This window comes from Pedococcus badiiscoriae, from assembly GCF_013408925.1.
Lineage (GTDB): Bacteria > Actinomycetota > Actinomycetes > Actinomycetales > Dermatophilaceae > Pedococcus > Pedococcus badiiscoriae.
Genome location: NZ_JACCAB010000001.1, coordinates 109890 through 135525, shown reverse-complemented (window position 1 = coordinate 135525; position 25636 = coordinate 109890). Strand labels below are relative to the sequence as shown.

26 protein-coding genes are annotated in these 25636 nt (G+C 71.8%); 13 read left to right on the top strand and 13 right to left on the bottom strand.

Going from position 1 to position 25636, the window contains the following annotated elements:
• Positions 1 to 32: 32 nt before the first annotated feature.
• The 4 genes from BJ986_RS00660 to BJ986_RS00645 all read right to left on the bottom strand — a co-directional run bounded on the left by BJ986_RS00660 (position 33) and on the right by BJ986_RS00645 (position 3325).
• A complete protein-coding gene (locus tag BJ986_RS00660) occupies positions 33 to 767 on the bottom strand; it encodes a DUF4191 domain-containing protein (RefSeq protein WP_179420241.1) in 735 nt (244 codons plus the stop codon).
• A 19-nt stretch (positions 768 to 786) separates the two neighbouring features.
• Positions 787 to 1824, bottom strand: coding sequence for a lipoyl synthase (gene lipA / locus BJ986_RS00655; RefSeq protein ID WP_179420240.1), 1038 nt, complete (start codon positions 1822 to 1824; stop codon positions 787 to 789).
• 121 nt (positions 1825 to 1945) lie between these two features.
• Positions 1946 to 2584, bottom strand: coding sequence for a lipoyl(octanoyl) transferase LipB (gene lipB / locus BJ986_RS00650; RefSeq protein ID WP_179420239.1), 639 nt, complete (start codon positions 2582 to 2584; stop codon positions 1946 to 1948).
• A 9-nt stretch (positions 2585 to 2593) separates the two neighbouring features.
• Complete coding sequence (locus tag BJ986_RS00645) at positions 2594 to 3325, bottom strand: Type 1 glutamine amidotransferase-like domain-containing protein (protein ID WP_179420238.1); 732 nt, start codon at positions 3323 to 3325, stop codon at positions 2594 to 2596.
• A 70-nt stretch (positions 3326 to 3395) separates the two neighbouring features.
• On the opposite strand from BJ986_RS00645, the gene BJ986_RS00640 reads away from it, so the two are divergent.
• The gene (locus BJ986_RS00640; protein WP_179420237.1) at positions 3396 to 4886 is read left to right on the top strand and encodes a serine/threonine-protein kinase; all 1491 of its coding nucleotides are present in this window, start codon (positions 3396 to 3398) and stop codon (positions 4884 to 4886) included.
• On the opposite strand, the gene BJ986_RS00635 is transcribed toward BJ986_RS00640, so the two are convergent.
• The 3 genes from BJ986_RS00635 to lpdA all read right to left on the bottom strand — a co-directional run bounded on the left by BJ986_RS00635 (position 4883) and on the right by lpdA (position 9192).
• Positions 4883 to 5794: a TIGR01777 family oxidoreductase gene (locus BJ986_RS00635; protein WP_179420236.1), complete on the bottom strand. Its 912-nt coding sequence runs from the start codon at positions 5792 to 5794 to the stop codon at positions 4883 to 4885. The two genes, BJ986_RS00640 and BJ986_RS00635, sit on opposite strands and share 4 nt — an antisense overlap.
• Positions 5795 to 5820: 26 nt before the next feature.
• Positions 5821 to 7713 (bottom strand): 2-oxoglutarate dehydrogenase, E2 component, dihydrolipoamide succinyltransferase, encoded by a 1893-nt coding sequence (gene sucB / locus BJ986_RS00630; RefSeq protein WP_179420235.1) that lies wholly within the window; start codon positions 7711 to 7713, stop codon positions 5821 to 5823.
• An 87-nt stretch (positions 7714 to 7800) separates the two neighbouring features.
• Positions 7801 to 9192, bottom strand: coding sequence for a dihydrolipoyl dehydrogenase (lpdA, locus tag BJ986_RS00625; RefSeq protein ID WP_179420234.1), 1392 nt, complete (start codon positions 9190 to 9192; stop codon positions 7801 to 7803).
• Between the two features lie 211 nt (positions 9193 to 9403).
• Between lpdA and BJ986_RS00620 the strand changes: the two genes are divergently transcribed.
• Positions 9404 to 9739, top strand: a complete 336-nt coding sequence (locus BJ986_RS00620; protein ID WP_179420233.1) for a hypothetical protein — start codon at positions 9404 to 9406, stop codon at positions 9737 to 9739.
• 85 nt (positions 9740 to 9824) lie between these two features.
• Positions 9825 to 10031 carry a DUF5302 domain-containing protein gene (locus BJ986_RS00615; RefSeq protein WP_179420232.1) on the top strand — a complete coding sequence of 69 codons (207 nt, stop codon included), beginning with the start codon at positions 9825 to 9827 and terminating at the stop codon, positions 10029 to 10031.
• Positions 10032 to 10114: 83 nt separating this feature from the next.
• On the opposite strand, the gene BJ986_RS00610 is transcribed toward BJ986_RS00615, so the two are convergent.
• On the bottom strand, positions 10115 to 11617 hold the full coding sequence (locus BJ986_RS00610; protein ID WP_179420231.1) for a leucyl aminopeptidase: 1503 nt from the start codon (positions 11615 to 11617) through the stop codon (positions 10115 to 10117).
• A gap of 95 nt (positions 11618 to 11712) precedes the next feature.
• Here BJ986_RS00610 and gcvT point away from each other — a divergent pair, with 95 nt between their 5' ends.
• The 3 genes from gcvT to BJ986_RS00595 are packed head-to-tail and all read left to right on the top strand — an operon-like array spanning position 11713 to position 14242.
• Positions 11713 to 12819, top strand: a complete 1107-nt coding sequence (gene gcvT / locus BJ986_RS00605) for a glycine cleavage system aminomethyltransferase GcvT (protein ID WP_179420230.1) — start codon at positions 11713 to 11715, stop codon at positions 12817 to 12819.
• Between the two features lie 31 nt (positions 12820 to 12850).
• On the top strand, positions 12851 to 13336 hold the full coding sequence (locus tag BJ986_RS00600) for an OsmC family protein (RefSeq protein WP_179420229.1): 486 nt from the start codon (positions 12851 to 12853) through the stop codon (positions 13334 to 13336).
• Positions 13337 to 13375: 39 nt separating this feature from the next.
• A complete protein-coding gene (locus BJ986_RS00595) occupies positions 13376 to 14242 on the top strand; it encodes an LLM class flavin-dependent oxidoreductase (protein WP_179420228.1) in 867 nt (288 codons plus the stop codon).
• Here the strand turns inward: BJ986_RS00595 and BJ986_RS16715 are convergent.
• On the bottom strand, positions 14239 to 15915 hold the full coding sequence (locus tag BJ986_RS16715) for an ATP-binding cassette domain-containing protein (RefSeq protein WP_179420227.1): 1677 nt from the start codon (positions 15913 to 15915) through the stop codon (positions 14239 to 14241). The genes BJ986_RS00595 and BJ986_RS16715 overlap by 4 nt on opposite strands.
• A 23-nt stretch (positions 15916 to 15938) precedes the next feature.
• Between BJ986_RS16715 and BJ986_RS00585 the strand changes: the two genes are divergently transcribed.
• The gene (locus BJ986_RS00585; protein ID WP_179420226.1) at positions 15939 to 16154 is read left to right on the top strand and encodes a hypothetical protein; all 216 of its coding nucleotides are present in this window, start codon (positions 15939 to 15941) and stop codon (positions 16152 to 16154) included.
• Between the two features lie 33 nt (positions 16155 to 16187).
• On the opposite strand, the gene BJ986_RS00580 is transcribed toward BJ986_RS00585, so the two are convergent.
• The gene (locus BJ986_RS00580; protein WP_179420225.1) at positions 16188 to 16769 is read right to left on the bottom strand and encodes a DUF3043 domain-containing protein; all 582 of its coding nucleotides are present in this window, start codon (positions 16767 to 16769) and stop codon (positions 16188 to 16190) included.
• A gap of 105 nt (positions 16770 to 16874) precedes the next feature.
• Between BJ986_RS00580 and BJ986_RS00575 the strand changes: the two genes are divergently transcribed.
• Positions 16875 to 18239: a M20/M25/M40 family metallo-hydrolase gene (locus tag BJ986_RS00575; protein ID WP_179420224.1), complete on the top strand. Its 1365-nt coding sequence runs from the start codon at positions 16875 to 16877 to the stop codon at positions 18237 to 18239.
• Positions 18240 to 18361: 122 nt separating this feature from the next.
• Positions 18362 to 19615, top strand: a complete 1254-nt coding sequence (locus BJ986_RS00570; RefSeq protein ID WP_179420223.1) for a saccharopine dehydrogenase family protein — start codon at positions 18362 to 18364, stop codon at positions 19613 to 19615.
• 83 nt (positions 19616 to 19698) lie between these two features.
• Here the strand turns inward: BJ986_RS00570 and nadA are convergent, their stop codons facing one another.
• Positions 19699 to 20904, bottom strand: coding sequence for a quinolinate synthase NadA (nadA, locus tag BJ986_RS00565; RefSeq protein ID WP_337794639.1), 1206 nt, complete (start codon positions 20902 to 20904; stop codon positions 19699 to 19701).
• 65 nt (positions 20905 to 20969) lie between these two features.
• Between nadA and BJ986_RS00560 the strand changes: the two genes are divergently transcribed.
• Positions 20970 to 21749 (top strand): maleylpyruvate isomerase N-terminal domain-containing protein, encoded by a 780-nt coding sequence (locus BJ986_RS00560; protein WP_179420222.1) that lies wholly within the window; start codon positions 20970 to 20972, stop codon positions 21747 to 21749.
• Between the two features lie 94 nt (positions 21750 to 21843).
• On the opposite strand, the gene BJ986_RS00555 is transcribed toward BJ986_RS00560, so the two are convergent.
• Complete coding sequence (locus BJ986_RS00555; RefSeq protein WP_179420221.1) at positions 21844 to 22065, bottom strand: hypothetical protein; 222 nt, start codon at positions 22063 to 22065, stop codon at positions 21844 to 21846.
• 126 nt (positions 22066 to 22191) lie between these two features.
• Between BJ986_RS00555 and BJ986_RS00550 the strand changes: the two genes are divergently transcribed.
• Together BJ986_RS00550 and erpA are read left to right on the top strand one after the other, a co-directional pair.
• A complete protein-coding gene (locus tag BJ986_RS00550; protein ID WP_337794638.1) occupies positions 22192 to 23358 on the top strand; it encodes a glycerate kinase family protein in 1167 nt (388 codons plus the stop codon).
• 96 nt (positions 23359 to 23454) lie between these two features.
• Positions 23455 to 23847 carry an iron-sulfur cluster insertion protein ErpA gene (gene erpA / locus BJ986_RS00545; RefSeq protein WP_179420219.1) on the top strand — a complete coding sequence of 131 codons (393 nt, stop codon included), beginning with the start codon at positions 23455 to 23457 and terminating at the stop codon, positions 23845 to 23847.
• Between the two features lie 3 nt (positions 23848 to 23850).
• Here the strand turns inward: erpA and BJ986_RS00540 are convergent, their stop codons facing one another.
• Positions 23851 to 24576, bottom strand: coding sequence for a flavodoxin family protein (locus tag BJ986_RS00540; protein WP_179420218.1), 726 nt, complete (start codon positions 24574 to 24576; stop codon positions 23851 to 23853).
• A 72-nt stretch (positions 24577 to 24648) separates the two neighbouring features.
• Between BJ986_RS00540 and BJ986_RS00535 the strand changes: the two genes are divergently transcribed.
• The gene (locus BJ986_RS00535; protein ID WP_179420217.1) at positions 24649 to 25635 is read left to right on the top strand and encodes a PfkB family carbohydrate kinase; all 987 of its coding nucleotides are present in this window, start codon (positions 24649 to 24651) and stop codon (positions 25633 to 25635) included.
• Position 25636: the final 1 nt, after the last annotated feature.

The following is a 25636-nucleotide window of genomic DNA, read 5'->3' as shown; positions in this document are numbered from 1 at the left end:
TCGACCGCGGGAGGATCGGGAGGGTCTGGGCCTCAGCGGCCGCGCATGGCCTTGCGATCGACGCGCGCACGCATGGGGTCCATCCCGGCCGGGATCGGCGGGCGCAGGCCGCCGAGGGACTTGAGTCGCTTGTTGACGGCCGACACCTCCTCCTTCGTGAGGACCGGCTTCATCCGGGTCAGCTTGCCGCTGAGCTTGCGGACCGGCACCTGGTCGGCGCCGTCACCGACGACGACGGAGATCACCGGGACGCCGGGCGCGACGCGCTCGACCTTCTTGCGCTCCTGGACGAGCAGCTTGCCCCGACGGGCATCCGGCCCCTCGGCGATGAGCACGATGCCGGGACGACCCAGGGCCCGGTAGACGAAGGCCGCACCCGCGACGTCCTCGGGGCGGGTGCCCCGCGCGCCGTCGACCGCGACCGGCTGCTGGTCGAAGAACCAACCGCGGCGCAGCGCGCCCAGGGCGGCGCCGGCGGCTCCGGGCTGACCTTCGAGCGAGCGGTAGGCCGCCCGCTCGGCCATCCGGGACAGGACGAGGGTGGCCGCCAGCAGGCCCAGCGGGAAGGACAGCACGAGGGCGTACACCCAGTGCCCGACGAGCGCCCCGATGCCCGCCCCGACGGCGAGGACCGCCAGGAACGCGAGCAGCATCCACCACGGGATGGTCGGGTCGGCCTTGCGCGAGGCCGCGAAGACCTGGCGGATCTGGGCGAACCGGCCCTGCTTCGTGGGCGTGTCCGACTGCTGTTCTTCCTTGCGGGCCATGAGGGTCAGGATACGGGTGTCAGGCGGAGGCGCCCAACGCGCCCGGCTGCCGCGCTGCGAGCAGCGAGGAGGCCTCCTGCCGGGCAGGGTCCCCGGCGGCGTCGGCGAGGTGCTGCAGGTGCTCGGGGATGTCCCGGCCCCACTTCTTCATCGCCGTCGCCCACAGGCGTCCGGCGCGGTACGAGGACCGCACCAGCGGTCCGGCCATGACGCCCTTGAAGCCCAGCTCCTGGGCGACGTCGCTCCAGTGCACGAACTCCTCGGGCTTGACCCACCGGTCGATCGGGTGGTGCAGCTTGGAGGGCCGCAGGTACTGCGTGATCGTCAGGATGTCGCAGCCGGCCTCGTGCAGGTCGCCGATCGCCTGCTCTACCTCGTGGTCCTGCTCACCCATGCCCAGGATGAGGTTGGACTTCGTCACGAGTCCGGCCTCGCGCGCCATCGACAGGACCTTGAGCGACTTGTCGTAGGTGAAGGCGGGCCGGATCTGCTTGAAGATGCGCGGGACCGTCTCGAGGTTGTGCGCGAACACCTCGGGCCGGGCGTCGAAGACCTGTCCGACCAGCTCGGGCTGGGCACCGAAGTCGGGGGGCAGGATCTCGACCCCGGTGGTCGGGTTCTTGGCGTGGATCTGACGGATCGTCTCGGCATACAGCCAGGCGGCGCCGTCGGGCTGGTCGTCACGCGCGACCCCGGTCACGGTCGAGTAGCGCAGGCCCATCTGGGCGACCGACTCGGCCACCCGGCGCGGCTCGTCGCGGTCGAGCGCCTCGGGGCGACCTGTGGCGATGTCGCAGAAGTCGCACCGACGCGTGCACACGTCACCACCGATGAGGAAGGTGGCCTCGCGGTCCTCCCAGCACTCGAAGATGTTGGGGCACCCGGCCTCCTGGCACACCGTGTGCAGACCCTCGGTCTTCACCATCGAGTGCAGCTTGGTGTACTCCGGACCCATCTTCGCGGTCGTCCGGATCCACTCCGGCTTGCGCTCGATCGGCGTCTCGGCGTTGCGCGCCTCGACGCGCAGCAGCCGGCGGCCCTCGGGTGCGATGGTCACGAAGACTCCCTTGCGTTGCTCGGTATGCCGCGGGGCACGAGTCCGCCCGGAGGTCACCGGGCGTGCATCAAGACTACGCCTGACCCCGCAGGGGTATTCCGCCGCCCGACGTGCTCCCGGTTCAGCTGCCGGCGAGGACGTCGAACAGGTGCTTCTCGGCATAGGGCAGGACGTCCTGGACCGTCACCACCCGTCCTGCTTCGCGGCTGATCGAGCTCACCCCGGCGTCGTCGATGCCGCAGGCGACGATGTTGTCGGCCCACGACAGGTCGGCGTCGCAGTTGAGGGCGAAGCCGTGCATGGTGACCTGGCGGCTGACCCGCACGCCGATCGCGCCCAGCTTGCGGTCCGGGCGACCCTGCTCGTCGGCCAGGGCCCAGACGCCGCTGCGGCCGTCCACGCGGGTCACGTCGACGCCGAAGTCGCGGCAGATCCGGATCATGACCTCCTCGAGGCGACGCACGTGGGCCACCACGTCGATGGGGACGCCGTGCAACCGGACGATGGGATACCCCACGAGCTGCCCCGGGCCGTGCCAGGTGATCAGCCCACCCCGGTCGACGTCGATGACGGGGGTACCGTCGAACGGCCGTTGGTGTGCCTCGGTGCGCTTGCCCGCGGTGTAGACGGCGGCATGCTCGAGCAGGAGGACGGCATCCTCCGCGCCATCGACGACGGCTGCGTGCACCTCGCGCTGGTGGGCCCACGCTGCCTCGTAGTCGACGAAGTCGGGGGCGAAGCCCACGTGCTCGAAACGCATGCGGGCAGCCTACGCCTGGGGGAGTCGTCGGGTTTCGAGGCGCTCCTCGACGGCCACGTCTGCCTCCCGGGTGACGATGTAGCCCGCCTTGCCGTCGCGCTCGCTGACCGCCTCGACGAGCTGGGTGCCGTGGTAGACCAGCCCGACGCCGTCGTCCGTGCAGTGCGTCGTCGGCAGGGTGCCGTCGGCCACGAGCGAGTGGACCAGGGGGCGCCGGCGCTCCTCGGAGTCGTAGTGCACGCCGTTGCCGTAGGGCAGGAAGCCGAGGCCGTTGGTCACCGGGCGCAGCTCGGGCCCGAACGAGTCCGTCGTGCCCCCGGCATACCAGCAGATGGAGCCGGCGGACACGCCGGCGAGGACCACCCCTGCCTCCCAGACCCGCCGGAACACGGCGTCCAGCCCGTGCACCCTCCAGACCGCGAGGAGGTTGGCGACCGAACCACCGTTGACCCAGACCACGTCCTGGCTCAGCAGGTGGCCCTCGACGTCGGCGAGGTTCGGCATGGGGAACAGGTGCAGGTTCGTGATGGCGAACCCTGCGACGCGCCCCGCCTCGTCGACCTCGGCGGCGAAGGCGCGCTGGTCCCCACTCGCCGTGCCGAGGACGGTGACCTTGGGGGTGCCCTCGGCGCCGGAGAGCGCGACGGCATGGTGCACCAGCGCGTCGAACTCGAAACGGCTCCGCTGGGACATGCGGTAGCCACCCGAGGTGGCGAGGATGGTCGGGTGGTCTGCGGGCATGCCCCGACTCTAGGAGAGGGCCTGTGGACAACTCGCAGGGTGGTGCGGCGCGACTGGGCATAGTGACGCGATGAGCACCGAGAACGCTGCGACCCGGCCGCAGGTGCCCGGTTACCTGCTGGGCGAGCAGCTGGGGCGCGGGGGTTCCGGCACCGTCTGGGCAGCCACGCGGGAGGTGGACGGGGCTGCGGTGGCCGTCAAGGTCGTACCCGTCGGCACGCCCGGGCAGGCCGACCAGCTGGTGCGCGAGTTCGCCGTCCTGGCCCGGGTCGAGGTCGACGGACTCGTCGGATTCCACGAGGCGGTAGGGCTGGCGGGGGAGCCTGCGGCGGTGGCCTTGGTGCTCGACCACGTGCGCGGAGGTTCGCTGGAGGCCGTGGTGCGGGCGCGTGGCCACCTGAGCGTGGGGGAGTCGGTGACGATGCTCGCCCCGGTGGCGCGAGCCCTCGCCGAGCTGCATGCCGTGGGCGTCGTGCACGGCGACGTCACCCCGGCCAACGTCCTCCTCGAACGCACCGGCCGACCGCTGCTCGCCGATCTCGGGGTGGCCTCGCTGGTGGGCGAGGTGCCCGGTCACCTCTACGGCACCGAGGGTTTCGTCGCGCCGGAGGTGCTCGACCGCGGGGTTCTCACCCCTGCCAGCGACGTGTATGCCGTGGGTGCGCTCGCCTGGTGTTGTGTCACCGGCTCGGCGCCGGCCCCCATGGCCCTGCGTCGCCCCCTCGAGGAGCTGGCACCCGGGCTGCCCTCGGCGTGGTCCGAGCTCACGCTCAGAGCCCTTCGGGCCGATCCAGTCGGCCGCCCGACCGCAGCCGAGCTGGCCCTGGCCTACTACGACTCGGCCCCCTGTGAGCCGCTTCGGCTCGTCGTGGGCACGGACGAGACGTCGCTGGTGACCCAGCGGCTGCGGCAAACCCCACCGGCGGCTTCTCCGGACGCCAGGGCCAGCGCGCGGCGGGAGGGCGTCCGGCGGGTCGGTGCGGGGCGGGTCGGTCCGCGAAGGCGCCTCCTGGCGCTCGGCACCCTGGTCCTCCTGACCGTCGGGCTCGGGTTGGCGGTACTCATGGTCAGCGGCCGGGTGGCCCGGCCGCCATGGCTGCACCCCAACACGGTCGGCGCATCAGCCGCCACGCACCAGGGGGCGGTGCCTGACCTCGCGGCCGACCCGGCTGCGCCGCGGACCGATCCCGTCGGGCTGATGACGGCCCTGGCCGCGCTGCGGGCCGAGGTCATGTCATCGCGGTCCACGGCCGCGCTGGCCCGCTTGGACGCACCCGGCTCGGACGCCCTCGCCCGCGACACGGCCCTGCTGCACGCCCTCGACGCATCGGGTCAGTCCTGGCAGGGCGTGGCGCTGACCGTGACCTCGGCGCGCACCCTGGGGCACACCGCGACGACGGCGTCGGTGGCCGCGGTCGTCGGGACGGCGGCATACCGGGTGGTCGACGCAGCGGGTCGGGCACAGGCGCGGCCGGCGGTGGTCGGCGAGGAGCTGCGCTACGAGCTGCGGTGGTCCTCAGGCCGGTGGCGGGTGGCCGGCATCAGCGGGCCCACCCTCTAGGACCGCTGTGACAACACCCAGCGCAGGGCCGACTCGACATCCTGGTCCTGGTGGACGAAGCCGGACTCGGCCAGGCGCGCCGGGACGGCTCGCTTGCTGGTGAGCACCTCGTCCGAGAATCCGCCGAGGACCAGCTTGATGCCGAAGGCGGGGGCCGGCAGCAGGGCCGGGCGGTGGACCTGTCGGCCGAGCTCACGCGCGATGTCGAGCTGGTGGTCGGGATGCGGTCCGACGAGGTTGACCGGACCCTCGATCTCGGGGTGGTCGACCAGGTGAGCCAGCCCAGCGACGGTGTCCCGCAACGAGATCCACGGCCACCACTGACGGCCGCTCCCGAGTGGGCCGTTGATGCCGGCCCTGGCCAGCGGCAGCATGCGCGCCAGCGCCCCGCCGCCAGGAGCGAACACCAGGCCGGTGCGCGTGGTGGCGACCGACAGCCCGGCCGCACGCGCCGGGTCTGCTGCCGTCTCCCAGGCCCGCACCACCTCGCTGAGGAAGCCCCCGCCGGGCGAGGACTCCTCGGTCAGCACCTCGTCGCCACGGTCGCCGTAGACGCCGACGGCTGCGCCGCTGACCAGGCGGACCCGCTGGCCCTGCGCGGCGAGCGTGGCCAGGGTGGTGGCGACCGTGGTCGTGCTGTCCACGCGGGAGGCGAGGATCTGCTGCTGGTAGGTCGGCGTCCACCGTTTGTCGCCGACGCCGGCCCCGGCCAGGTTGACCACGGCGGTGACACCTTCGAGGTCGGCTGGGTCGAGCCGATGGGCCGCCGGGTCCCACTCCACCTCGTCGGAGGCCCTGGCGGGCCGACGGACCAGCCGCACCACCTCGTCCCCGCGCTGGCGCAGGAAAGCCGACAGCGCGCCGCCGATCAGTCCGGAGGCCCCGGTGATGGCAACGCGCTGCGGCATGGGCTGGTCCTGGTCGACCGAGGTCGCTAGAGCCCGAGGTCGGACTCGAAGTTGCCGTCCTCGAGCCGCGTCTTCATGGTCGTGAGGAAGCGGGCCGCGTCGGCGCCGTCGACGACGCGGTGGTCGTACGACAGGGCCAGGTAGACCATCGAACGCACGGCGATGGTCTCGCCGCCATCACCGTCGGACACCACGACCGGACGCTTGACGACGGCGCCGGTGCCGAGGATCGCGACGTTGGGCTGGTTGATGATCGGCGTGTCGAAGAGTGCCCCGCGGCTGCCGGTGTTGGTCAGCGTGAAGGTGCCACCGCCGAGCTCGTCCGGGCCGATCTTGTTGGTGCGGGTGCGCTCGGCGAGGTCGGCGATCTTGCGGGCCAGTCCGGCGATGTTGAGGTCTCCGGCGTCCTTGATGACCGGGACCAGCAGGCCGCGCTCGGTGTCGACCGCGACGCCGAGGTTCTCGGTGCCGTGGTAGGTGACCTCGGTGCCCTCGACACTGGAGTTCACCGACGGGTGGGCCTTGAGGGCCTCGACGGCCGCGAGGGCGAAGAACGGCAGGAAGCTGAGCTTGGTGCCCTCACGCCGCTCGAACTCGGTCTTGGCCTTGGTCCGGAGCCGGGCGATCTTGGTGACGTCGACCTCGACGACGGTGGTCAGCTGGGCCGACACCTGGAGCGACTCGACCATCCGCTTGGCGATGGTCTGCCGCAGTCGCGACATCTTCTCCGTGGTGCCGCGCTTGGGCGACACCGACGGCGTCCCACCCCCGGTCGACGCGGCGGCAGGCGCGGCGGCCGGTGCGGCTGCGGCGGGAGCAGCAGGGGCCGGCGCAGCGGCCGCCTCTTCCGCTGCCTTGGCCGCGTCGAGGACGTCCTGCTTGCGGATCCGTCCCCCGACCCCGGTGCCCTTCAGCGAGCCCAGGTCGATGTTGTTCTCCGCCGCCAGCTTGCGCACCAGAGGCGTGACGTAGGCCGAGGCATCCGTGTCGTCGGTTCCCGAGGCAGCGGGCGCGCTCGGTGCCGGTGCCGGTGCCGGTGCCGGTGCGGCCGGTGCGGAGGGCGCGGCGGCCGGCGCCTCCTGCGCGGCGGGCTGCGGTGCCGGGGCCGGTGCAGCCGGTGCCTCCTGCGCCGGGGCCTCCTGGGCTGGTGCCTCCTGCGCGGGGGCGGAACCAGCGGACCCGCCGATGACGGCCAGGTCGCCACCCACGGGGACGGTGTCGTCCTCCTGGACGAGGATCTTGGTCAGCGTGCCGGCGACCGGCGAGGGGATCTCGGTGTCGACCTTGTCTGTCGAGACCTCGAGCAGCGGCTCGTCGACCTCGACGCGGTCGCCCTCTGCCTTGAGCCATCGGGTGACGGTCCCCTCGGTGACGGACTCGCCGAGTGCGGGCATCTTCACCGTCTCGCCGCCGGAGGAGCCGGAGGAGTCCGAACCCGCGCCCGACTCGCCGCCCCCGGACGCCTGGTCCTGCTCCGGCTCGGAGGTCGCAGCCTGTGGCTCCTGCTCGGTGGAGGGAGCCTCCGCCGGCGGTGCCTCGGCGCCCTGCTGGGCCTGCTCGCCCTGGCCGCCGTCCAGCGCCTGCTCGCCCTGGTCTTCGCCCTGGCCTTCGGTCTGCTGACCCTGCTCGCCCTGGCCGCCGTCCTGGGCGGCGGGCTGTTCGCCGCCGCCGGAGCCGTCCGAACCGTCACCGATTACCGCGAGGTCGGCACCCACGGGGACGGTGTCGTCCTCCTGGGCCAGGATCTCCTGCAGCACACCGGCCACGGGCGACGGGATCTCGGTGTCGACCTTGTCGGTCGAGACCTCGAGCAGTGGCTCGTCGACCGCCACGGTGTCGCCGACGTTCTTCAGCCAGCGCGTCACGGTGCCTTCGGTGACGGACTCACCCAGGGCTGGCATGGTCACGCGTTCAGACATGTGCCTGTTTCTCCTTGTACTCGTGTTCGCTGGCGGGTGCTGCGGTCGTGCGGTGCTGCGATGGTGCGGGGGCGCGGTGCGCTCGGGTCAGTTGTGCGCGTGCAGGGGCTTGCCGGCTAGGGCCAGGTGGGCCTCGCCGAGCGACTCGTTCTGGGTCGGGTGGGCGTGGATCAGGGAGGCCACGTCGGAGGGCAGCGCCTCCCAGTTGTAGATCAGCTGGGCTTCGCCGACCTGCTCACCCATCCGGGCGCCGATCATGTGAACGCCCACGACAGGACCGTCCTTCTCGCGGACCAGCTTGACGAAACCCTGCGTCTGCAGGATCTGGGACTTCCCGTTGCCCCCGAGGTTGTACTCGTAGGTCTCGATCTCGGCGTACTTCTCGCCGGCCTGGGCTTCGGTGAGACCGACCGAGGCGATCTCGGGGTCGCAGTAGGTGACTCGCGGGATCCCCGCCTCGTCGATGACCGCAGGGTTGAGCCCGGCGATCTCCTCGGCGACGAAGATGCCCTGCGCGAACCCGCGATGGGCCAGCTGGAGGCCCGGCACGATGTCGCCCACGGCATACACGCCGTCGACGCCGGTGCGCAGCCGCTCGTCGGTGGTCACGAAGCCCCGGTCCAGGGTCACTCCCGCCTCGGCGTAGCCGAGCCCTTCGGTGACCGGTCCGCGGCCGACGGCGACGAGCAGGAGGTCGGCCTCGAGGGTGGCGCCGTCCTCGAGCGACACCGTCACGGTGTCGCCGGACTGGGTCGCCCCGGCGAACTTCACGCCCGTCTTGAAGGCGATCTTGCGCTTGCGGAACGAGCGTTCGAGCGTCTTGGAGATGGCCTCGTCCTCGGCCGCCACGAGCCGCGGCAGGGCCTCGACGATCGTCACCTCGGACCCGAAGGACTTGAAGACCGACGCGAACTCGACACCGATGACGCCGCCGCCGAGCACCACGACCCGGGGCGGGACGAAGTCGAGGGTCAGGGCCTGCTCGCTCGTCATGATCCGGCCGCCGATCTCAAGGCCGGGCAGCGACTTCGCGTACGAGCCGGTCGCGAGCACGACGTTGCGTCCGCGGATGCGACGACCGTCGACCTCGACGGTGGAGCGGTCGACCAGGCGACCGGCGCCTTCGACCAGCTCGATCTTGTGTGCCTTGGCCAGGCCCTGCAGACCCTTGTACAGGCGCGCGATGACGCCGTCCTTGTAGGCGTTGACGCCGGACATGTCGACCGACTCGAAGGTCGACTTCACCCCGAACTGCTCGCCCTCACGGGCGGTGTCGGCGACCTCGGCGGCGTGCAGCAGCGCCTTGGTCGGGATGCAGCCGACGTGCAGGCAGGTGCCCCCGAGCTTGCCCTTCTCGACGAGGGCGACGCGCAGCCCCAGCTCTGCCGCCCGGAACGCGCAGGCGTAGCCGCCACTTCCTCCTCCGAGGATCACCACGTCGTACGTGGTCTCGTCGGTGGTCTCGGCGTCAGCCGACATGCTCGCTCCCTTGCGTCGTGTGCGTCGGATGGTGGCGTCGCCCAGGGTCGCGGTCAGGTCGTGGCCGGTCCGGATCGACACAGAGCATCTTGTCACTGATTGCACAGCGAGGCGCAAGCAGGTCGACGCATGGTCCGCGGGTCACCGCGCGCGCCGCTCCGGTGCCCGCGATGGGCTCCGGTCGGGACACCTCTCCCCGTATCGTGGGCGCATGGCGTGGTGGAAGCGGAGCGGCAAGCGCTCGGACCGGGGACCCTCCGACGGGCCCAACATGGCGGTGGACCAGCAGGCCGTCCGCCGGCACTTCACCGAGTTCACCACCAGCCGTCGCGGGGTCGAGGCCTACGTCGAGCCGCCGACGAACGTCACCGCGACGACCGTCATCCTCATCGCCTACGACGGTGAGTGGACCCGGCGGGCCGCGGGGTCGCGCGATGCCGCGTTCGCGCTCGCTCGTAGTCTCGAGGTGCCGGTGTACGACGTGCTCCAGACCGGTTACCCCAACCGCATGCGCGAGTGGAACTCGCGCCAGCGCAAGAAGCAGTGACCCGTATGCCGCGTGGCTGGCAGAGTGGGCACAGACCTGCGGGCCGGGAACCGGCTCCGCTCCGCTCCGAGAAGTAGGAGGCACCATGGCCAAGTCCGGTGACGCAAAGAAGCCAGCAGGACAGGGGCCCAGCGAGGAGATGAAGCGCAAGTTCCGCGAGGCCCTCGACAAGAAGCAGTCGCACGCAGGTCGCGACGTGTCGGACGACACTGAGCACGGCAAGGTCGACCACGCCCAGGCGGCGGCGACGACGGCGACTCAGCAGATGTTCCGTCGCAAGAGCGGCGGATGACCGAGTAGTCAGGTGACGACAGTGGGGCCCGTCCACCGCGGACGGGCCCCACTGTGTTTGCGCGCGCCGGCGGGCAGCGGGCGTCAGCCGGCGTAGTCCTCGACCAGGCGCAGGAGCGTGCCCACGCCGTAGCCGGTGGCGCCCTTCGGGGTGTAGCCCCACCCGGAGCCCTCATTGAACGAGGGACCGGCGATGTCGACGTGCGCCCAGGGCGTGCCCTCGGTGACGAACTCCTTCAGGAACAGGCCGGCGGTGAGCATCCCGCCCCACCGTTCGCCCTTGTGGGCCAGGTCCGCCACCGTCGAGTCGAGCTGCTTGCGCAGGTCGGCCGGCAGTGGCATCGCCCAGGCCGCCTCGCCGGCCGCGGCCGCCGCGGCGACGACCCGGTCGCGGAAGGTGTCGTCGTTGGCCATGATGCCGGCGACGCGGCCCCCGAGGGCGACCATCTGCGCTCCGGTGAGGGTCGCGATGTCGACGATCACGTCGGGCTTGGCCTCACCGGCCAGGCAGATGCCGTCACCGAGGACCATGCGCCCCTCGGCGTCGGTGTCGAGGATCTCGACGGTGGTGCCGTTGCGCATCGTCACGACGTCGCTGGGGCGCTGGGCCGTGCCGCTGGGCATGTTCTCGGCGAGGCAGAGGTAACCGGTGACCTTGACCGGCAGGCCGAGCTGGGCGGCGGCGAACACCGTCGCGGCGACCGCGGCGGCGCCGGCCATGTCGGACTTCATCGTGGTCATCCCGGTGGCGGGCTTCAGGTTGAGTCCGCCGGAGTCGAACGTGATGCCCTTGCCGACGAGCGCCACCGAGGCCGTTGCGCGGGGCGGGTTCCACGTCAGGGTCACCATCCGCGGCGGGTTGACCGAGCCCTGGCCGACGCCGACGATGCCGCCGAAGCCGCCCTTCTCGAGCGCCTTCTCGTCGAGCACCTTGATCGTCACCTTGGCGGTCGCCGTGGTGTTGCGGGCCTTGACGGAGTCCGCGAACGACTGCGGGAAGAGCTGGTTCGGGGGAGTGTTGACCAGGTCGCGGGCGTAGGCCTTGGCGTCCGCCAGGATGGCCGCCCGGGTCGCGGCTGCCTTGACCGCCTTGACGCGCGCGTCCGGGGTGGCGACGGTGATCGCGGTAATGGCCTTGGCGGGCTTGGCCGCGGGGCCGCGCACCCCGGCATACCGGTAGGCGCCGAACGCGGCGCCCTCGGCGACGGCGGCGACGGACTCCTCGCCGGCGGTCGGCAGGGCCACGACGACCTTGTTCGCGTTCTTGAGGGACCTCGAGGCGGCGCCGGCAGCGCGTCGCAGCACCTCGTGGTCGAAGGAGGTCGTGCGGGCAGTCCCCTTGCCGAGGCCAGTGAGGACGACGCGCGGGGCAGCGACTCCGGGGACGGCCGCGATGGTCAGCACCTCGTCGGCGGCACCCGTGGCGTGCAGCGCCGCGAGCTGCGCGGCGACGTGGGAGGCGGCCGGCCGGGGGAGGCCGTGGCCGGCGGCCAGGGCGGCCTTGCCGTCGGCGTCGACGGTGGCGAGGACGAGGGCGTCCGCCTTGAGGTCGTGGGCGGGGCGGTCGGAGACGCTGACGGTAGTCACGTACTCATCCTTCATGTGGGGGCTGGTGGCACCTGCTTGTGCGCAGGATAGCCGTGCCGCGTGGGGGGCAGGTGCGGGGCGGTAGCGTTCGGAGCATGAGCGACGGAGCCCTGAAGACCTCACCCCTGCACGACCGGCACGTGGCCCTGGGGGCCAAGATGGCCGACTTCGGCGGCTGGGAGATGCCGATCGAGTACCCCGGTGGCGGCGTCGTCCGCGAGCACTCCGCCGTGCGCACCTCCGTCGGCATCTTCGACGTCTCGCATCTCGGCAAGGCGCGGGTGTCCGGACCCGGGGCCAAGGACTTCGTGAACTCCTGCCTGGCCAACGACCTCGACCGCATCCACGAGGGCAAGGCGCAGTACACCTTGTGCTGCAACGACTCCGGCGGGGTCGTCGACGACCTGATCGCCTACCTGCGCAGTGACGACGACGTCTTCCTCATCCCGAACGCCGCCAACACCGGTGCCGTGGTCGAGCTCCTCGCCGCGGCCGCCCCGCAGGGTCTGAAGGTCGAGAACCTCCACGAGGGCTACGGCGTCATCGCCGTCCAGGGCACCAACAGCGACGAGGTGCTCGAGGCCCTGGGGCTGCCCACCGGGCACGAGTACATGTCCTTCGTCGAGACCGACTGGAAGGGCCACCCCGTCATCGTCTGCCGCACCGGCTACACCGGGGAGCGCGGCTACGAGCTGGTGCCGGCGTGGGAGGTCTCGGCCGAGCTCTGGGACGCCCTCCTCGAGGCCGCGGCGCCGTACGACGGACTGCCGTGCGGCCTCGGTGCGCGGGACACCTTGCGCACCGAGATGGGGTACGCCCTGCACGGCAACGAGCTGTCCCCGTCGATCACGCCCGTCCAGGCACGGGTCGGCTGGGCGGTCGGCTGGAAGAAGGAGGCGTTCTGGGGCAAGGACGCGCTCGTCGCGGAGAAGGCGGCCGGCCCTTCCCGGGTGGCCTGGGGCCTGCTCGCGACAGGACGAGGCATCCCGCGGGCGCACTGTGAGGTGAAGGTGGACGGCGAGGTCGTGGGAGAGGTGACGTCCGGGACGTTCAGCCCGACCCTGCGCAACGGCATCGCCCTCGCGCTGCTCGCGCCGACCGTCGCCGCGGGCGACGAGGTCGTCATCGACGTGCGCGGACGCGAGGTGCCCGCGACCGTCGTGAAGCCGCCGTTCGTGCAGGTCGACGTCCGCGAGGACTGAGCCGGAGCACCGGGGAGGCACAGTGACGGGTATGCCGGACGAGGGGTTCCGCGGCGACGTCCGCGGACACGTGTACTCCGCGCGCGTCGAGTGGAGCGGGTCGACGGCCGGCGGCTACCGCGCCTATCCGCGAGCCCACACGGCCTGGACGCCACCGGCGGCCGAGGGCTTCGACCTCAGTGCCGACGCGCACTTCCGTGGCGACCCGGACCTGCCCAACCCCGAGCAGCTGCTCGTCCTGGCGGCGTCCTCGTGCCAGCTGCTGTCCTTCCTCGCGGTCGCTGCCCGAGGCGGCGTGGAGGTGCTGGCCTACGCGGACGACGCCTTCGGGCAGATGCCGGCTGACGCGGTGCCACAGCGGATCACGCGGATCGTCCTCAGGCCGGTCATCAGCGTGGTGGCGGGGACCGACCCGGCCGTCGTCGTGCGGATGACCCACGAGGCCCACGACGAGTGCTACATCTCCAACTCGCTCACCACGCAGGTCGTCGTGGAACCCGAGGTCGTCATCGCCTAAGGGTGCCTGGCTGTCGGTGGTCGGACGTAGCGTCACAGGATGCGATACGGCTTCGTCGTCCCCTATGCCGACGCCTGCGCGTTCGCCGAGGTGGCGGCGCTGGGTGAACGGCACGGCTGGGACGCGGTGTTCACCTGGGAGAGCCTCTACGGCGAGCATGCCTGGGTGACCCTGGCCGCGGCGGCGACCGCGACGTCGGCGATCCGGCTGGGCACCCTGCTGACCCCGGCCAGCCGTCACCGGCCCTGGGATCTCGCGTCGATGGTCAGCTCCGTCGACCGGCTCAGCGGAGGCCGGGTCGTCATGACAGTCGGGCTCGGCGCGCTGCACCCCGGGTGGACCCGGTTCGAGCGCGACGAGGGCCGGGCCGAGCGGGCGCGCAAGCTCGACGAGTCACTCGCCGTCTATCGCGGCCTCCTGTCGGGTGCGCCGCTCACCTACGACGGGGTGCACTACCCGGTCGGTCCCGAGGGCGAGGGGGCGCCGCCCCTGCCGCCGCCACCGACCCAGCGACCACACCCGCCGGTCTGGGTGGTCGGCGCCTACCTGCCCGGCCGTCGCAGGCAGCCCTCGATGGAGCGGGCCGCGCGGTGGCAGGGGGTGCTGCCCACCGTCGCGGTGCCCGACGCCCAGCCGGGCAGCCCGCACCTCACCCTGGAGTCCGTGGCCGAGGCGCTGGCAGTCGTGCGCGACCTGCGGGAGGAGGCCGGGCTCCCGTGGGAGGGCTACGACGTCGTCATCGAGGGGGACAGCACGGGCGAGTTCGTCCGGTCCGCGGGCACCCCGGCGCAGTGGGCCACGATCGGGGCGACCTGGTGGATCGAGAGCTGGTGGAGCGTCGAGCCCGGCCCGGCCGGGCTGGCCGAGATCCGCCGACGAGTGGAGGCCGGTCCGCCGACCGACTAGCTGACGACGTCGGACACCCGAAGGAGCGGCAGGGGGTGCATCACCTTGGCCACCTGCGGTGCGAAGGCCGGCGAGTCGCTCAGGATGCGCCTTGCAGGCCCGTCGGCGACGACCTCCCCGTCGGCGAGGATGATCGCCCGGGTCGCGACGTCGGCCGCCAGCTCGACGTCGTGGGTGGCCAGGATGACCGTGCGGCCGGCGGCGGCCAGCTGCGACAGCAGGGTGGTGAGCCTGGCCTTGGCCTGGTAGTCGAGTCCGCGGGTGGGTTCGTCGAGCAGGACCACCTGGCTCCCGCGGGCCAGGACGAGACTCAGCGCCACGCACATCTTCTGGCCCTCTGAGAGCTCGGTGGGGTGACGGGCGCTGGGCAGACCTGGGACCAGGCGCTCGAGGAGGGTGGCGCTCGACCCGGGGATGAGCGCGTGGGCGGCGTCGTTGGCGGTCAGCTGCGACCCAACTGCAGCGTCTGTGAGCAGGACGGCCGGATCCTGTGGCGCGAGGGCCGACGGACCCGACACCCGGACGCGTCCCGAGGTCGGGCCGAGGCTCCCGTGCAGCGCGCCGAGCAGGCTCGACTTGCCGGCGCCGTTGCGCCCCATCAGGACGACCACCTCGCCCCCGTGCACCTGGAGCGTCACCGTGCGCAGCGCCACGACCTGTCCGCGCAGCAGGCTGAGCCGATGCACGTCGACTCGCACCTCGCCCCGGGTGCCCGGCCCGTCGTCCCGCCGGTCGTCCCTCCGGTCGTCCCGCCGGTCGTCCCGCCGGTCGTCCCGCCGGTCGTCCCGCCGGTCGTCCCGCCGGTCGCCCGGCACGTCGCCAGACCGGTCGTGATCCAGTGCGGCCCGCAGGCCCTTGGCCTGGCGCCGACCGGCCCGGACCGACAGCGGGACGGGGGACCAGCCGAGCCGCAGGCCCAGGTCGACCACCGGAGGGCGGATGGGCGAGCGAGTCATCGCGGTCGCCGGATCGAGCGGCCCGATCACCCGCCCCGCCTCGACGAGCAGGACCGAGTCAGCGTGGTGCACGACCCTTTCGAGCCGGTGCTCGGCCACGACCACCGTGACGCCGACGTCGTGGACGAGGCGGTGCAGGATCGCGAGGACCTCCTCGGCAGCCACCGGATCGAGCGCGGACGTGGGCTCGTCGAGCACGAGGACACGAGGGCCACCGGCGAGCGCGACGCCGATGGCCACGCGCTGCACCTGTCCACCCGACAGCTCTGCCACCGGACGGCTGCGCAGGCCCGCGAGACCGAGCAGGTCGAGGGTCTCCTCGACCTGTCGCTGTCCGCGGTGCGGGTCGTCCGCGCGGGGTCGCACGCCTGCCGCGATCACGGACTCGACCGTCCCGTCGACCAGGTCGGCGGCGGGATCCTGTCGGACCAGCCCGACGACGGCCCTCTCCTCGTCAGTCCCGGCCCCCCACAGGTCGGCCCCGTCCACGAGCACCCGGCCGGTCCGGGTGACCTTGCCGTGGGCGTGGTCGACGCCGCGGGTCGAGGGGGTGTCACCGGACGTCGCGGGGCCGCCCAGGCAGCGCAGCAGGGACGTCTTGCCCGATCCGGTCGGCCCGACCACGAGCACCAGCTCACCCTCGGGGATCGCGAAGGAGGCGTCGCGAAGCGCCGACGCGCCGGCATACGCGATGGTCACGGCCTCGAACACGATCACGCAGCGAACCCTAGAGTGGAACCATGAGCGACGCGTGGACCTGGACCTACCTCGATGCCGAGGGCAACGCCCTGTCCGGGGACGGACTCGTGACGACCGCTTTTCCCTCGCAGTCGGACGCCGAGAACTGGTTCGGCGAGTCGTGGCACGAGCTGACGGACCACGGGGTCGACGCGGTCAACCTGTTCCACGAGGGGGTGCTCGTCTACGGGCCGATGAGCCTGCGGGCCGCCGAGTAGCAGCCGAGCAGCCGCCTCAGGGAGCGCTTGCGCTCAGGCGGGGTACTCGCCGCGCTTGACGAGGGCCCTGGGCATGCGCGAGCGGCGCAGCTGGAAGCCGCGCATCACGGCATACATGGCCAGCCCGCGGCCGACCTTGTCGGCCCCGAACTTCGCGACCAGCAGCTTCTTGAGCCGCCGCCACATGAGGAAGCCGTCGACGGCGGCGACCAGCAGCAGCCCGTAGACGCAGATCGAGACGATGGCGAACAGGGCTGGGACGCGGATGAACGACAGCGCCAGCACCACGATCATCACGGGCAGCATGAACTCGCCGATGTTCCAGCGGGCGTCGATGTAGTCGCGGATGTAGCGGCGGACCGGGCCCTTGTCGCGGGCAGGCAGGTGGGCGTCGTCGCCGGTCGTCATCGCGGCCCGCTGCTTGAGCTGGGCCTCGCGACGCCTGGCCTTGTCGGTGTCCCGAGCGGCCTTGCGGTCGGTGACGACAAGCGGGCGCCGGTTGGCTGCCTCCTGGTCCTTGCGCTTGGGGGTGGGCCGGTTCTTGGCACCCTCGCGGGGAGCGTGGGCGACCGAGGAGGCCTGCTGGTCGTTGAGGGTCTTGCTGCGTCCGAACACCCGCTCACTGTATGCCGTGCGGTTGCCTTCCCTTGAATCGCGCGTCAGCGTCCCCGGGCGCCGGCAGCGGTGGGCTCGACCAGGTCACCCGTTAGGCTCCCCGACGTGACCGACGACGTGCTGACGAACGACCAGATCTCCGCCCTCAAGACCACGGTCGCGGGCCTGATGCCCGGCCTGCGCAAGGACCTCGAGGACCTCACCCGCATCCCCAGCGTGAGCCTGGACGCGTTCGACCAGGCCCACGTCGAGGCCAGTGCCGAAGCCACCGCGGCCCTGCTGCGTGCCGAGGGACTCGAGGTCGAGATCGTCCGCGAAGGTGGTCGTCCGGCCGTCATCGGGCACATCGACGGACCGCAGGGTGCCCCCACCGTCATGCTCTATGCGCACCACGACGTGCAGCCGCCCGGCGACGACGCGGACTGGGACAGCCCGCCGTTCGAGCCGACCGAACGCGACGGCCGCGTCTACGGACGCGGTGCGGCCGACGACAAGGCGGGGATCATGGCGCACCTCGCAGCCCTGCGGGCGCACGCCGGCAACCTGCCCGTCGGGGTCACCGTCTTCGTCGAGGGGGAGGAGGAAATCGGCTCCGACTCGCTCCCGACCCTGCTGGAGGTCCACGGCGAGAAGCTGCGTGCCGACGCCATCGTCCTGGCAGACTCCACCAACTGGGCCATCGGCGAGCCGGCCCTCACCACCACCCTGCGTGGCCTGATCCGCGTGGTCATCACGGTGACGACCCTCGACCACGGCATCCACTCGGGCATGTTCGGCGGGGCGGTCCCTGACGCCATCACGCCGCTCATCCGCATCCTGGCGACCCTGCACGACGACGCCGGCGACGTCGCGATCGCCGGGCTCAAGTCCGGCACGGCCAGCGACCTGGAGTTCGACGAGGCGCGCCTGCGTGAGGAGTCGGGCCTGCTCGATGGCGTGGAGGTGATCGGCACCGGCACCCTGCTCGACCGCATCTGGGCCAAGCCGACCGCGACCGTGATCGGCATCGACGCACCCTCGGTCGCCAAGTCCTCCAACACCCTGGTGCCCACCGCCAGCGCCAAGGTGTCGATCCGCCTGGCCCCCGACGAGGTGCCGCTGGAGGCGTATGCCGCCGTGCAGCGGCACGTCGCCGCCCACACCCCCTGGGGTGCCAAGGTCGAAGTGCACCTCGACGACCAGGGAGCGGGTTTCGACGCCGACGCCAACGGGCCCGTCTACGACCAGGCGCGCGCGGCCTTCACGGACGCCTGGGGCGTCGAACCGGTCGACATCGGCGTGGGCGGCTCGATCCCGTTCGTGGCCTCCTTCGCCGAGAAGTTCCCCGATGCCGCGATCCTCGTGACCGGTGTCGAGGACCCCGACACCCGCGCGCACGGCGCGAACGAGTCGCTGCACCTGGGCGAGTTCGAGAAGGTCTGCGTCGCCGAGGCCGTGCTCCTCGCGCGACTCGGCGCGATGCCGCGCTGAACATCCATGCTGGACCCGTCGACCCGTCGACCCGTCGACCCGTCGACGCTGAACCTGTCGATGACAGGCTGGACCTGCCGAAGCCCCGCTGCACCTGTCGAACCGAGTGAAAGGGACCTCTCATGAGCGACGCCGCGAACGAGCCCCGCCCCTACGACGTCGTCGTCTTCGGGGCCACCGGCTTCGTCGGCCGGCTGGTGGCGGCATACCTGGCCGAGCACGCCCCTGCCGACGTCAGGATCGCCCTCGCCGGCAGGTCGAGGCAACGACTGGAGGAGGTCAGGGCCGGACTGCCGGCCGCGGCCCACGACTGGCCGCTGGTCACGGCCGACGTGGCGGACCCGGCCTCCCTGCGCGAGCTCGCTGCGTCCACCACCGCCGTGGCCTCCACGGTCGGCCCCTACCTGCGCTACGGGCTCCCGCTCGTCCAGGCGTGCGCCGACGCGGGCACCCACTACGCGGACCTCACCGGCGAGGTCCTGTTCGTGCGCGCCGCGATCGACGCCGTCGATGCCCGGGCGCGGGAGACCGGCGCGCGCATCGTCACGGCCTGTGGCTACGACTCGATCCCGTCCGACCTGGGCGTGCTCCTCCTGCACGAACGCGCAGTCGCGGATGCCGCAGGCGGCCTGCTCGACACCACGCTGCACGCCCGGTCCAAGGGTGGACTCAGCGGCGGCACGATCGACTCCTCGCGAGCCCAGCTCGAGGCGGTCGGTGAGGACCGGACGCTGCGCAAGGTGCTGTTCGACCCCTACGCGCTGAGCCCGGACCGCTCTGCCGAACCCGAGCTGGGCTCGGAGCGTGACCCCAGCTCGGTCTTCACCGACTCCGAGACCGGTGAGTGGGTCGGGCCCTTCATCATGGCCAGCTTCAACACGCGGATCGTCAGGCGCAGCAACGCCCTTCGCGACCACGCCTACGGCCGACGCTTCAGGTACCGCGAGGTCAGCTCCTACGGCCGGGGGCTGCGCGGGCGCCGGCGCGCGACCCTCTTCACCGCCGTGATGGGTCTGGCCTTCGCCGGGCTCGCCAACCCGCGGACCCGTCCCCTCTTCGACGCGCTCGCGCCGTCACCCGGCGAGGGCCCGAGCGAAGAGAACCGCCGCTCCGGCTGGTTCTCGATGAAGATCCGCACCACCACCGAGACGGGACGTCGCTACCTCGCGACGGTGTCGGCCCAGGGCGATCCCGGGTATGCCGCGACGGCAGTCATGCTGGGGGAGGCCGCCCTCTGCCTGGCCCTGGACGGCGACCGGCTCCCGCAGGCGGCAGGGGTGCTCACCCCGGCCACGGCGATGGGTGACGCCCTCGTCGAGCGGCTGCGAGCGCGCGACTTCGTGATGACCGTGGACGAGCTGTCCGACCGCCCCTGATATCAAGCCGGGCTGCCCGTCCACGGCGCTGCGGACGATTCAGTCTGTTCCGGGATGGCCGCCGTGGGCCTCCGCCAGGTGTCCTAGTCCTTCGAGGTCTCTCCGGGTAGCGACAGCATCTGGTCGAGGGCCACCCGGGCGTAGCGGGCAACCTCGTCGTCCACCGTGATCGCGTTGACCACCCGACCCGCCACGAGGGACTCGAGCGTCCAGACGAGGTGCGGCAGGTCGATGCGGTTCATGGTGGAGCAGTAGCAGACGTTCTTCTCCAGGAAGGAGATCTGCTGCCGCGGGAACAGCGTGCCCAGCCGCCGCACCAGGTTGAGCTCGGTGCCGACCACCCACTTCGTGCCGTCCGGGGCGGCGGCGATGGTCTGGATGATCTTCTCGGTCGAGCCGACCTCGTCAGCGGCCTCCACCACCTCGTACTGGCACTCGGGGTGCACGATCACCCTGACGTCGGGGATCTCGCGGCGCGCCTGCTCGAGCGCCGCGAGGCTGAACCGGCCGTGGACCGAGCAGTGCCCGCGCCACAGGATCATCGTGGCGTCCTGGAGCTGCCGACGGGTCAGCCCGCCCATCGGCTTGTGCGGGTCGAACACGACGCAGCCGTCGAGCGAGCCGCCGAGGTCGCGCACGAAGGTGTTGCGCCCCAGGTGCTGGTCGGGCAGGAACAGCACCTTGCCGCCGGGGCCCTTCTGTTCGAGGGCCCACGTCAGTGCCGTCTTGGCGTTGGAGGACGTGCAGATCGTGCCGCCGTGACGACCCGTGAAGGCCTTGATGGCTGCCGAGGAGTTCATGTACGTCACGGGGACGGTCAGGTCGGCGACCCCGGCCTCGACCAGGTCGTCCCAGCACTCCTCGACCTGGCGGATGGCCGCCATGTCCGCCATCGAGCATCCCGCCGCGAGGTCGGGCAGGATCACGGTCTGGCTGTCGCCGGTGAGGATGTCCGCGGACTCGGCCATGAAGTGCACGCCGCAGAACACGATGTAGGGAGCCTGCGGCCGCGCGGCCGCGTCCTTGGCCAGCTTGAACGAGTCACCGGTGACGTCGGCGAACTCGATGACCTCGTCGCGCTGGTAGTGGTGACCGAGCACGAAGACCTGGTCACCGAGGGCAGCCTTCGCCGCGCGGGCGCGCTCGACGAGGCCCGGGTCCGACGGCGCGGGCAGCTCGCCGGGGCACTCGACCCCGCGCTCGGTGTGCAGCTCCGTGCCGCGCCCGAGGACGAGCAGCGGCAGGGGAGTGGTGGGTCGGGAGTCCGACTGCGTCACAGAGGTGCTCACGTGCTCGATCGTATGCCGTGGCCGGCCCGGCCCGGGCCAACGGTCCGTGCTCTAGGGTCGCCGCCATGGACGACGCCACGCAGCTGACGACCCTGCACGCGGCCACGACCGCGATGGGCGACACGGTCCGCGCGGCTGACCCCCAGGCCACCGTCCCGTCCTGCCCGGGCTGGACCGTCACCGACCTGGTCGACCACCTGGGCCGGGTGCACCTGTGGGCGGCCCACTGTGCGCGCACCGGCTCGCCGCCGGATCCCTACCCGCGTCGCGGCCGCGACCAGCCGTTGCCGGACTGGTATGCCGCGTGCGCCGACACCATCGTGACCACCCTCGGCGAGCTGCCACCCGACCATCCGGCCTGGAGCTTCTCAGCCGTGCCGGGACACCAGGACGTGAGGTTCTGGCGCCGTCGGCAGGTCCACGAGACGACGATCCACCACGTCGACGCGCTGCAGGCGTGCGGGCGGCTGCCGACCACCGGTCTGGTCGACCACCTCCCCGTGCTGACACCCGGGCAGGCGGCTGACGGGATCGCCGAGGTCTTCGAGGTGATGGCGCCACGCAGCCTGGTCCGCCATGCGGATCGTCCACCCCTGGACGTGATTCCGGCGGAGCGGCCCGTCGCCTTCGCATGCAGCGACACCGGGGCCTCGTGGACCCTGAGCGTGGTCGACGCAATGGTCCGAGTCGACGACGTGCCCGTGCGGGACGCGGTCGCGCTGGTCAGCGGGCCGGCATCGCACCTGTACCTCTCGCTGTGGCACCGCGCCGACTCGTCGCTGCTGCGGACCGAGGGCGACGAGGCTGCCGCCCGGCGGCTCCTCGGTGCTGCTCTGGTGCCCTAGCCGCAGCGGCAGCGCTTGCGACAGGGGCAGCGGCTAGTGCTTGCGACAGCGGCAGCGCTGGCTACAGGGGCGGGAGCCGGGGCAGGCGCAGGGCTCAGAGGGGGTGGATCTTGCTGCTGGACATCGCGACGCTGACGGTGTTCTCACCGAACCGGACGTGAATACGGTCGCCGGTGATCTTGACGACGGATCCGAGCCCGTGCCGGTCATGGGTGACCCGGTCGTTGACGGCGAAGTCAGGGATGTCGGGGACGGGCGCGGCCCGGAAGGGGCTGTTGGGAAGGTGCGGCTTCTTGGCGGGTTGGCGGGGGCGCATCCATCCATTGTGGACCTGTTTTGCCCTCGCGGCCTCCACGGGGAAGCCGATTCGGGCGTGCCCGTGCTCAGCAGGGCCCGAGAAACCCGCCGTCGCGCTCGGCGTCGGGACTGCGAGGATGTCTGCGTGCACGTCGTCATCGCCCCGGACTGCTTCACCGGCACCCTCACCGCCCAGCAGGCCGCCCGTGCCATCGCCCACGGGTGGGAGGCCAGCGCGCCGCACGACCTGCTGACCCTGCGTCCGCTGTCCGATGGCGGACCCGGGTTCCTCGACGTGCTCGCCTCCGCGCTCCCGGAGGCCCAGACCCTGGCGGTCACCGTCGCCGACCCGCTCGGACGGGACGTGCCCGCGGCGATCCTCATCACCGACACCCACGGCAAGCGCACGGCATACCTGGAGTCGGCGCAGGCGGCGGGGCTGCACCTGCTCGCCGCCGACGAGCGGAACCCGGCCGTCACGAGCACGTGGGGCGTCGGCCAGCTCGTCGACGCTGCGCTTCGCGAGGGCGCGACCCGGATCGTCGTGGGCCTGGGCGGCAGTGCGACCAACGACGCCGGCGCGGGCCTGCTCGCGGCACTCGGCGCCGGCGCTCCGGATGACCTGGCCCGAGGTGGGCTGGCCCTGGCCGACATCTCCGATGGTGCGCTGTCGGCGCTCGCGGCCACCCGCGAGCGGTTCCGGGACGTCGAGGTCGTCCTGGCGACCGATGTCGAGTCGCCGCTGCTCGGACTCCAGGGCGCCAGTGCTGTCTTCAGCCCCCAGAAGGGCGCGTCGCCCGAGACCGCGCAGGCCCTCGAAGGAGCGCTGGGACGGTTCGTCGAGGTGGTCCGTCGTACCCTGCCGGAGCAGACCGACCTGTTGACCGGTGCCGCCCGCCGCCTCGACAAGGCGCCGGGAGCGGGCGCCGGGGGTGGCCTGGGCTACGGCCTGTCCCTGCTCGGTGGCACCAGGGTCAGCGGGGTGGCTCAGGTCCTCGAAGCCGTCGGGTTCCGTGACCTGCTGCGCGCCGCCGACCTGGTGGTGACGGGGGAGGGCTGCTTCGACTGGCAGAGCCTGCAGGGCAAGGTCGTGGCCGGCGTGGCCGCCATGGCCCTCGAGACGGCGACGCCGAGCGTCGTCATCGCCGGCCAGACCCTCGTGGGGCGCCGCGAGGCGATGACCTTGGGCCTGTCCGGCAGCTATGCCGTCGCCCAGACCCCCGCGGAGGTCGAGGCGGCCATGGCCGACCCGGTCGGGACGCTCGCGGCACGCGCTGCCCGGGTGGCGGCCACCTGGTCCCCCCGGGCCTGACCACGACGTACAGTGGGAGGTGCGCGGGGAACATTTCGCGAGAACCGCAGGTTGGCACTGGTGGCCAACCTCCACCGACATGAAGGACTCATCACCATGAGTGTTCAGGACCAGACCGCCGAAGCGACGACCGCCGACGCGACCCAGGCGCCTGCCGAGGCCACGCACGGCGTGCTCCTCACCGATGTTGCTGCTGCCAAGGTGAAGTCCCTGCTCGAGCAGGAGGGCCGCGACGACCTGCGTCTGCGCGTCGGCGTGCAGCCCGGTGGGTGCTCCGGCCTCATCTACCAGCTCTACTTCGACGAGCGCACCCTCGACGGTGACCTCGTGCGCGACTTCGATGGTGTCGAGGTCGTCGTGGACCGGATGAGCGCCCCTTACCTCGTCGACGCGAGCATCGACTTCGCCGACACGATCGAGAAGCAGGGCTTCACGATCGACAACCCCAACGCGGGCAGCTCCTGCGCCTGCGGGGACTCCTTCAGCTGACCCCTAGCGGTACTCGGGGTTCTCGTAGTCGAAGCGGGCGCCGGCGTCCCACTCGGTGCGCTGGTTCCCGCCCACGGGGAAGCCGCCCGCGGCCTTGAGCAGGGCCGCCAGGTGCATCAGGTTCCACGTCATGAACGTGGTGTTCCGCTGGGTGAACTCGTTCTCCGGCCCGCCGCTGCCGGGGTCGAGGTAGGACGGGCCGGGGCCGGCTTCCCCGATCCACCCGGCGTCCGCGCCTGGCGGGATGGCGTAGCCGATGTGCTGCAGGCTGTAGAGGATGTTGGACGAGCAGTGCTTGATGCCGTCCTCGTTGCCGGTGATGATCGCGCCGCCGACCTTGCCGTAGTAGACGTACTGGCCCATGGCGTTCGTCATCGACGACCCCGCGTAGAGGCGCTCGATGACCTGCTTGGTGATGCTGGAGTTGTCGCCGAGCCAGATGGGTCCGGCCAGCACGAGGATGTCGGACTCGATGATCCGTGCGAAGAGTGTGGGCCACTCGTCGCGCTCCCAGCCGTGCTCGGTCATGTCGAGGTAGACGCCGGTGGCGATGTCGTGGTCGACGGCCCGGATCAGCTCGACGTCGACCCCGTGCTTGCGCATGATCGCGGCGCTGATGTCGACCAGCGCCTGGGTGTTGCTCCGCTCCGGTGAGCGTTTGAGCGTGCAGTTCACGAAGGTCGCACGCAGGCCACTGAAGTCGAAGGCGCTGATCCCGGGTTCGCTCATGGACTCGACTGTGCACGGTCGCGGGAGCACCGACAACAGTCATTCGGCGGATAGCGCGATAGGTTTTCGACCGTGCAGATAGCCATCACCGGTTCCATTGCCACCGACCACCTGATGACCTTCAAGGGCAGGTTCCGCGACAGCCTCGTCGTCGACCAGCTCGACAAGGTCTCGCTGTCGTTCCTCGCGGACGACCTCGAGGTGCGCCGCGGGGGCGTGGCCGCCAACATCGCGTTCGGCATGGCCAACCTCGGGCAGCGGCCGATCCTCGTGGGAGCGGTGGGGGAGGACTTCGGCGACTACCGCAGCTGGCTGGAGAGGCACGGCGTCGACTGCGTCTCGGTGCACACCTCCGAGTCCAAGCACACCGCCCGGTTCGTCTGCACGACCGACGACGACATGGCCCAGATCGCGACGTTCTACGCGGGGGCGATGAGCGAGGCTCGGGCCATCGAGCTGGGTCCCATCGCCCAGCGGGTGGGTGGGCTCGACCTGGTGCTCATCGGGGCCAACGACCCCGAGGCCATGCTGCGGCACACCCGCGAGTGCCGCTCGCGCGGCATACCGTTCGCCGCCGACCCGAGCCAGCAGCTCGCCTTCGCCGACGGCGAGACGATCCGCCAGCTCATCGACGGCGCCGACTTCCTGCTCACCAACGAGTACGAAGCCGCGCTCACCAAGCAGAAGACGGGCTGGAGCGCCGAGGAGATCGCCGACCGCGTCAACACCCGCGTCATCACCCGGGGCAAGGACGGCGTCACCGTCGAGCGCAAGGGCGAGGACCCCATCGAGGTGTCGGTGGCCCGTGAGGTCCGGCGGGCCGACCCGACGGGGGTGGGCGACGCGTTCCGCGCCGGCTTCCTCACCGGCCTGGCGGCAGACCTGGGGCTGCGGCACTCCGCCGAGCTCGGGTCGATGCTGGCGACCTACGTCATCGAGACGGTCGGGACGCAGGAGTACACCCTCGGCAAGGCCAGCTTCCTGCGTCGTCTGTCCGAGGCGTACGGCCAGGACTCCGCCGACGCCATCGAACCCCACATCTCCTGCGTCGCCCCGTAGG

What these genes read in the sequence shown, in the direction of transcription:
- BJ986_RS00585 (WP_179420226.1), top strand. Translation starts at nt 15,939, where the DNA reads ATGAGCGACGCGTGGACCTGGACCTACCTCGATGCCGAGGGCAACGCC.
- BJ986_RS00640 (WP_179420237.1), top strand. Translation starts at nt 3,396, where the DNA reads ATGAGCACCGAGAACGCTGCGACCCGGCCGCAGGTGCCCGGTTACCTG.
- BJ986_RS00560 (WP_179420222.1), top strand. Translation starts at nt 20,970, where the DNA reads ATGGACGACGCCACGCAGCTGACGACCCTGCACGCGGCCACGACCGCG.
- BJ986_RS00620 (WP_179420233.1), top strand. Translation starts at nt 9,404, where the DNA reads ATGGCGTGGTGGAAGCGGAGCGGCAAGCGCTCGGACCGGGGACCCTCC.
- BJ986_RS00645 (WP_179420238.1), bottom strand. Translation starts at nt 3,325, where the DNA reads ATGCCCGCAGACCACCCGACCATCCTCGCCACCTCGGGTGGCTACCGC.
- lipB (WP_179420239.1), bottom strand. Translation starts at nt 2,584, where the DNA reads ATGCGTTTCGAGCACGTGGGCTTCGCCCCCGACTTCGTCGACTACGAG.
- BJ986_RS00635 (WP_179420236.1), bottom strand. Translation starts at nt 5,794, where the DNA reads ATGCCGCAGCGCGTTGCCATCACCGGGGCCTCCGGACTGATCGGCGGC.
- sucB (WP_179420235.1), bottom strand. Translation starts at nt 7,713, where the DNA reads ATGTCTGAACGCGTGACCATGCCAGCCCTGGGTGAGTCCGTCACCGAA.
- BJ986_RS00555 (WP_179420221.1), bottom strand. Translation starts at nt 22,065, where the DNA reads ATGCGCCCCCGCCAACCCGCCAAGAAGCCGCACCTTCCCAACAGCCCC.
- BJ986_RS00600 (WP_179420229.1), top strand. Translation starts at nt 12,851, where the DNA reads ATGCCGGACGAGGGGTTCCGCGGCGACGTCCGCGGACACGTGTACTCC.
- erpA (WP_179420219.1), top strand. Translation starts at nt 23,455, where the DNA reads ATGAGTGTTCAGGACCAGACCGCCGAAGCGACGACCGCCGACGCGACC.
- BJ986_RS00570 (WP_179420223.1), top strand. Translation starts at nt 18,362, where the DNA reads ATGAGCGACGCCGCGAACGAGCCCCGCCCCTACGACGTCGTCGTCTTC.
- lpdA (WP_179420234.1), bottom strand. Translation starts at nt 9,192, where the DNA reads ATGTCGGCTGACGCCGAGACCACCGACGAGACCACGTACGACGTGGTG.
- BJ986_RS00595 (WP_179420228.1), top strand. Translation starts at nt 13,376, where the DNA reads ATGCGATACGGCTTCGTCGTCCCCTATGCCGACGCCTGCGCGTTCGCC.
- BJ986_RS00540 (WP_179420218.1), bottom strand. Translation starts at nt 24,576, where the DNA reads ATGAGCGAACCCGGGATCAGCGCCTTCGACTTCAGTGGCCTGCGTGCG.
- BJ986_RS00660 (WP_179420241.1), bottom strand. Translation starts at nt 767, where the DNA reads ATGGCCCGCAAGGAAGAACAGCAGTCGGACACGCCCACGAAGCAGGGC.
- gcvT (WP_179420230.1), top strand. Translation starts at nt 11,713, where the DNA reads ATGAGCGACGGAGCCCTGAAGACCTCACCCCTGCACGACCGGCACGTG.
- BJ986_RS00615 (WP_179420232.1), top strand. Translation starts at nt 9,825, where the DNA reads ATGGCCAAGTCCGGTGACGCAAAGAAGCCAGCAGGACAGGGGCCCAGC.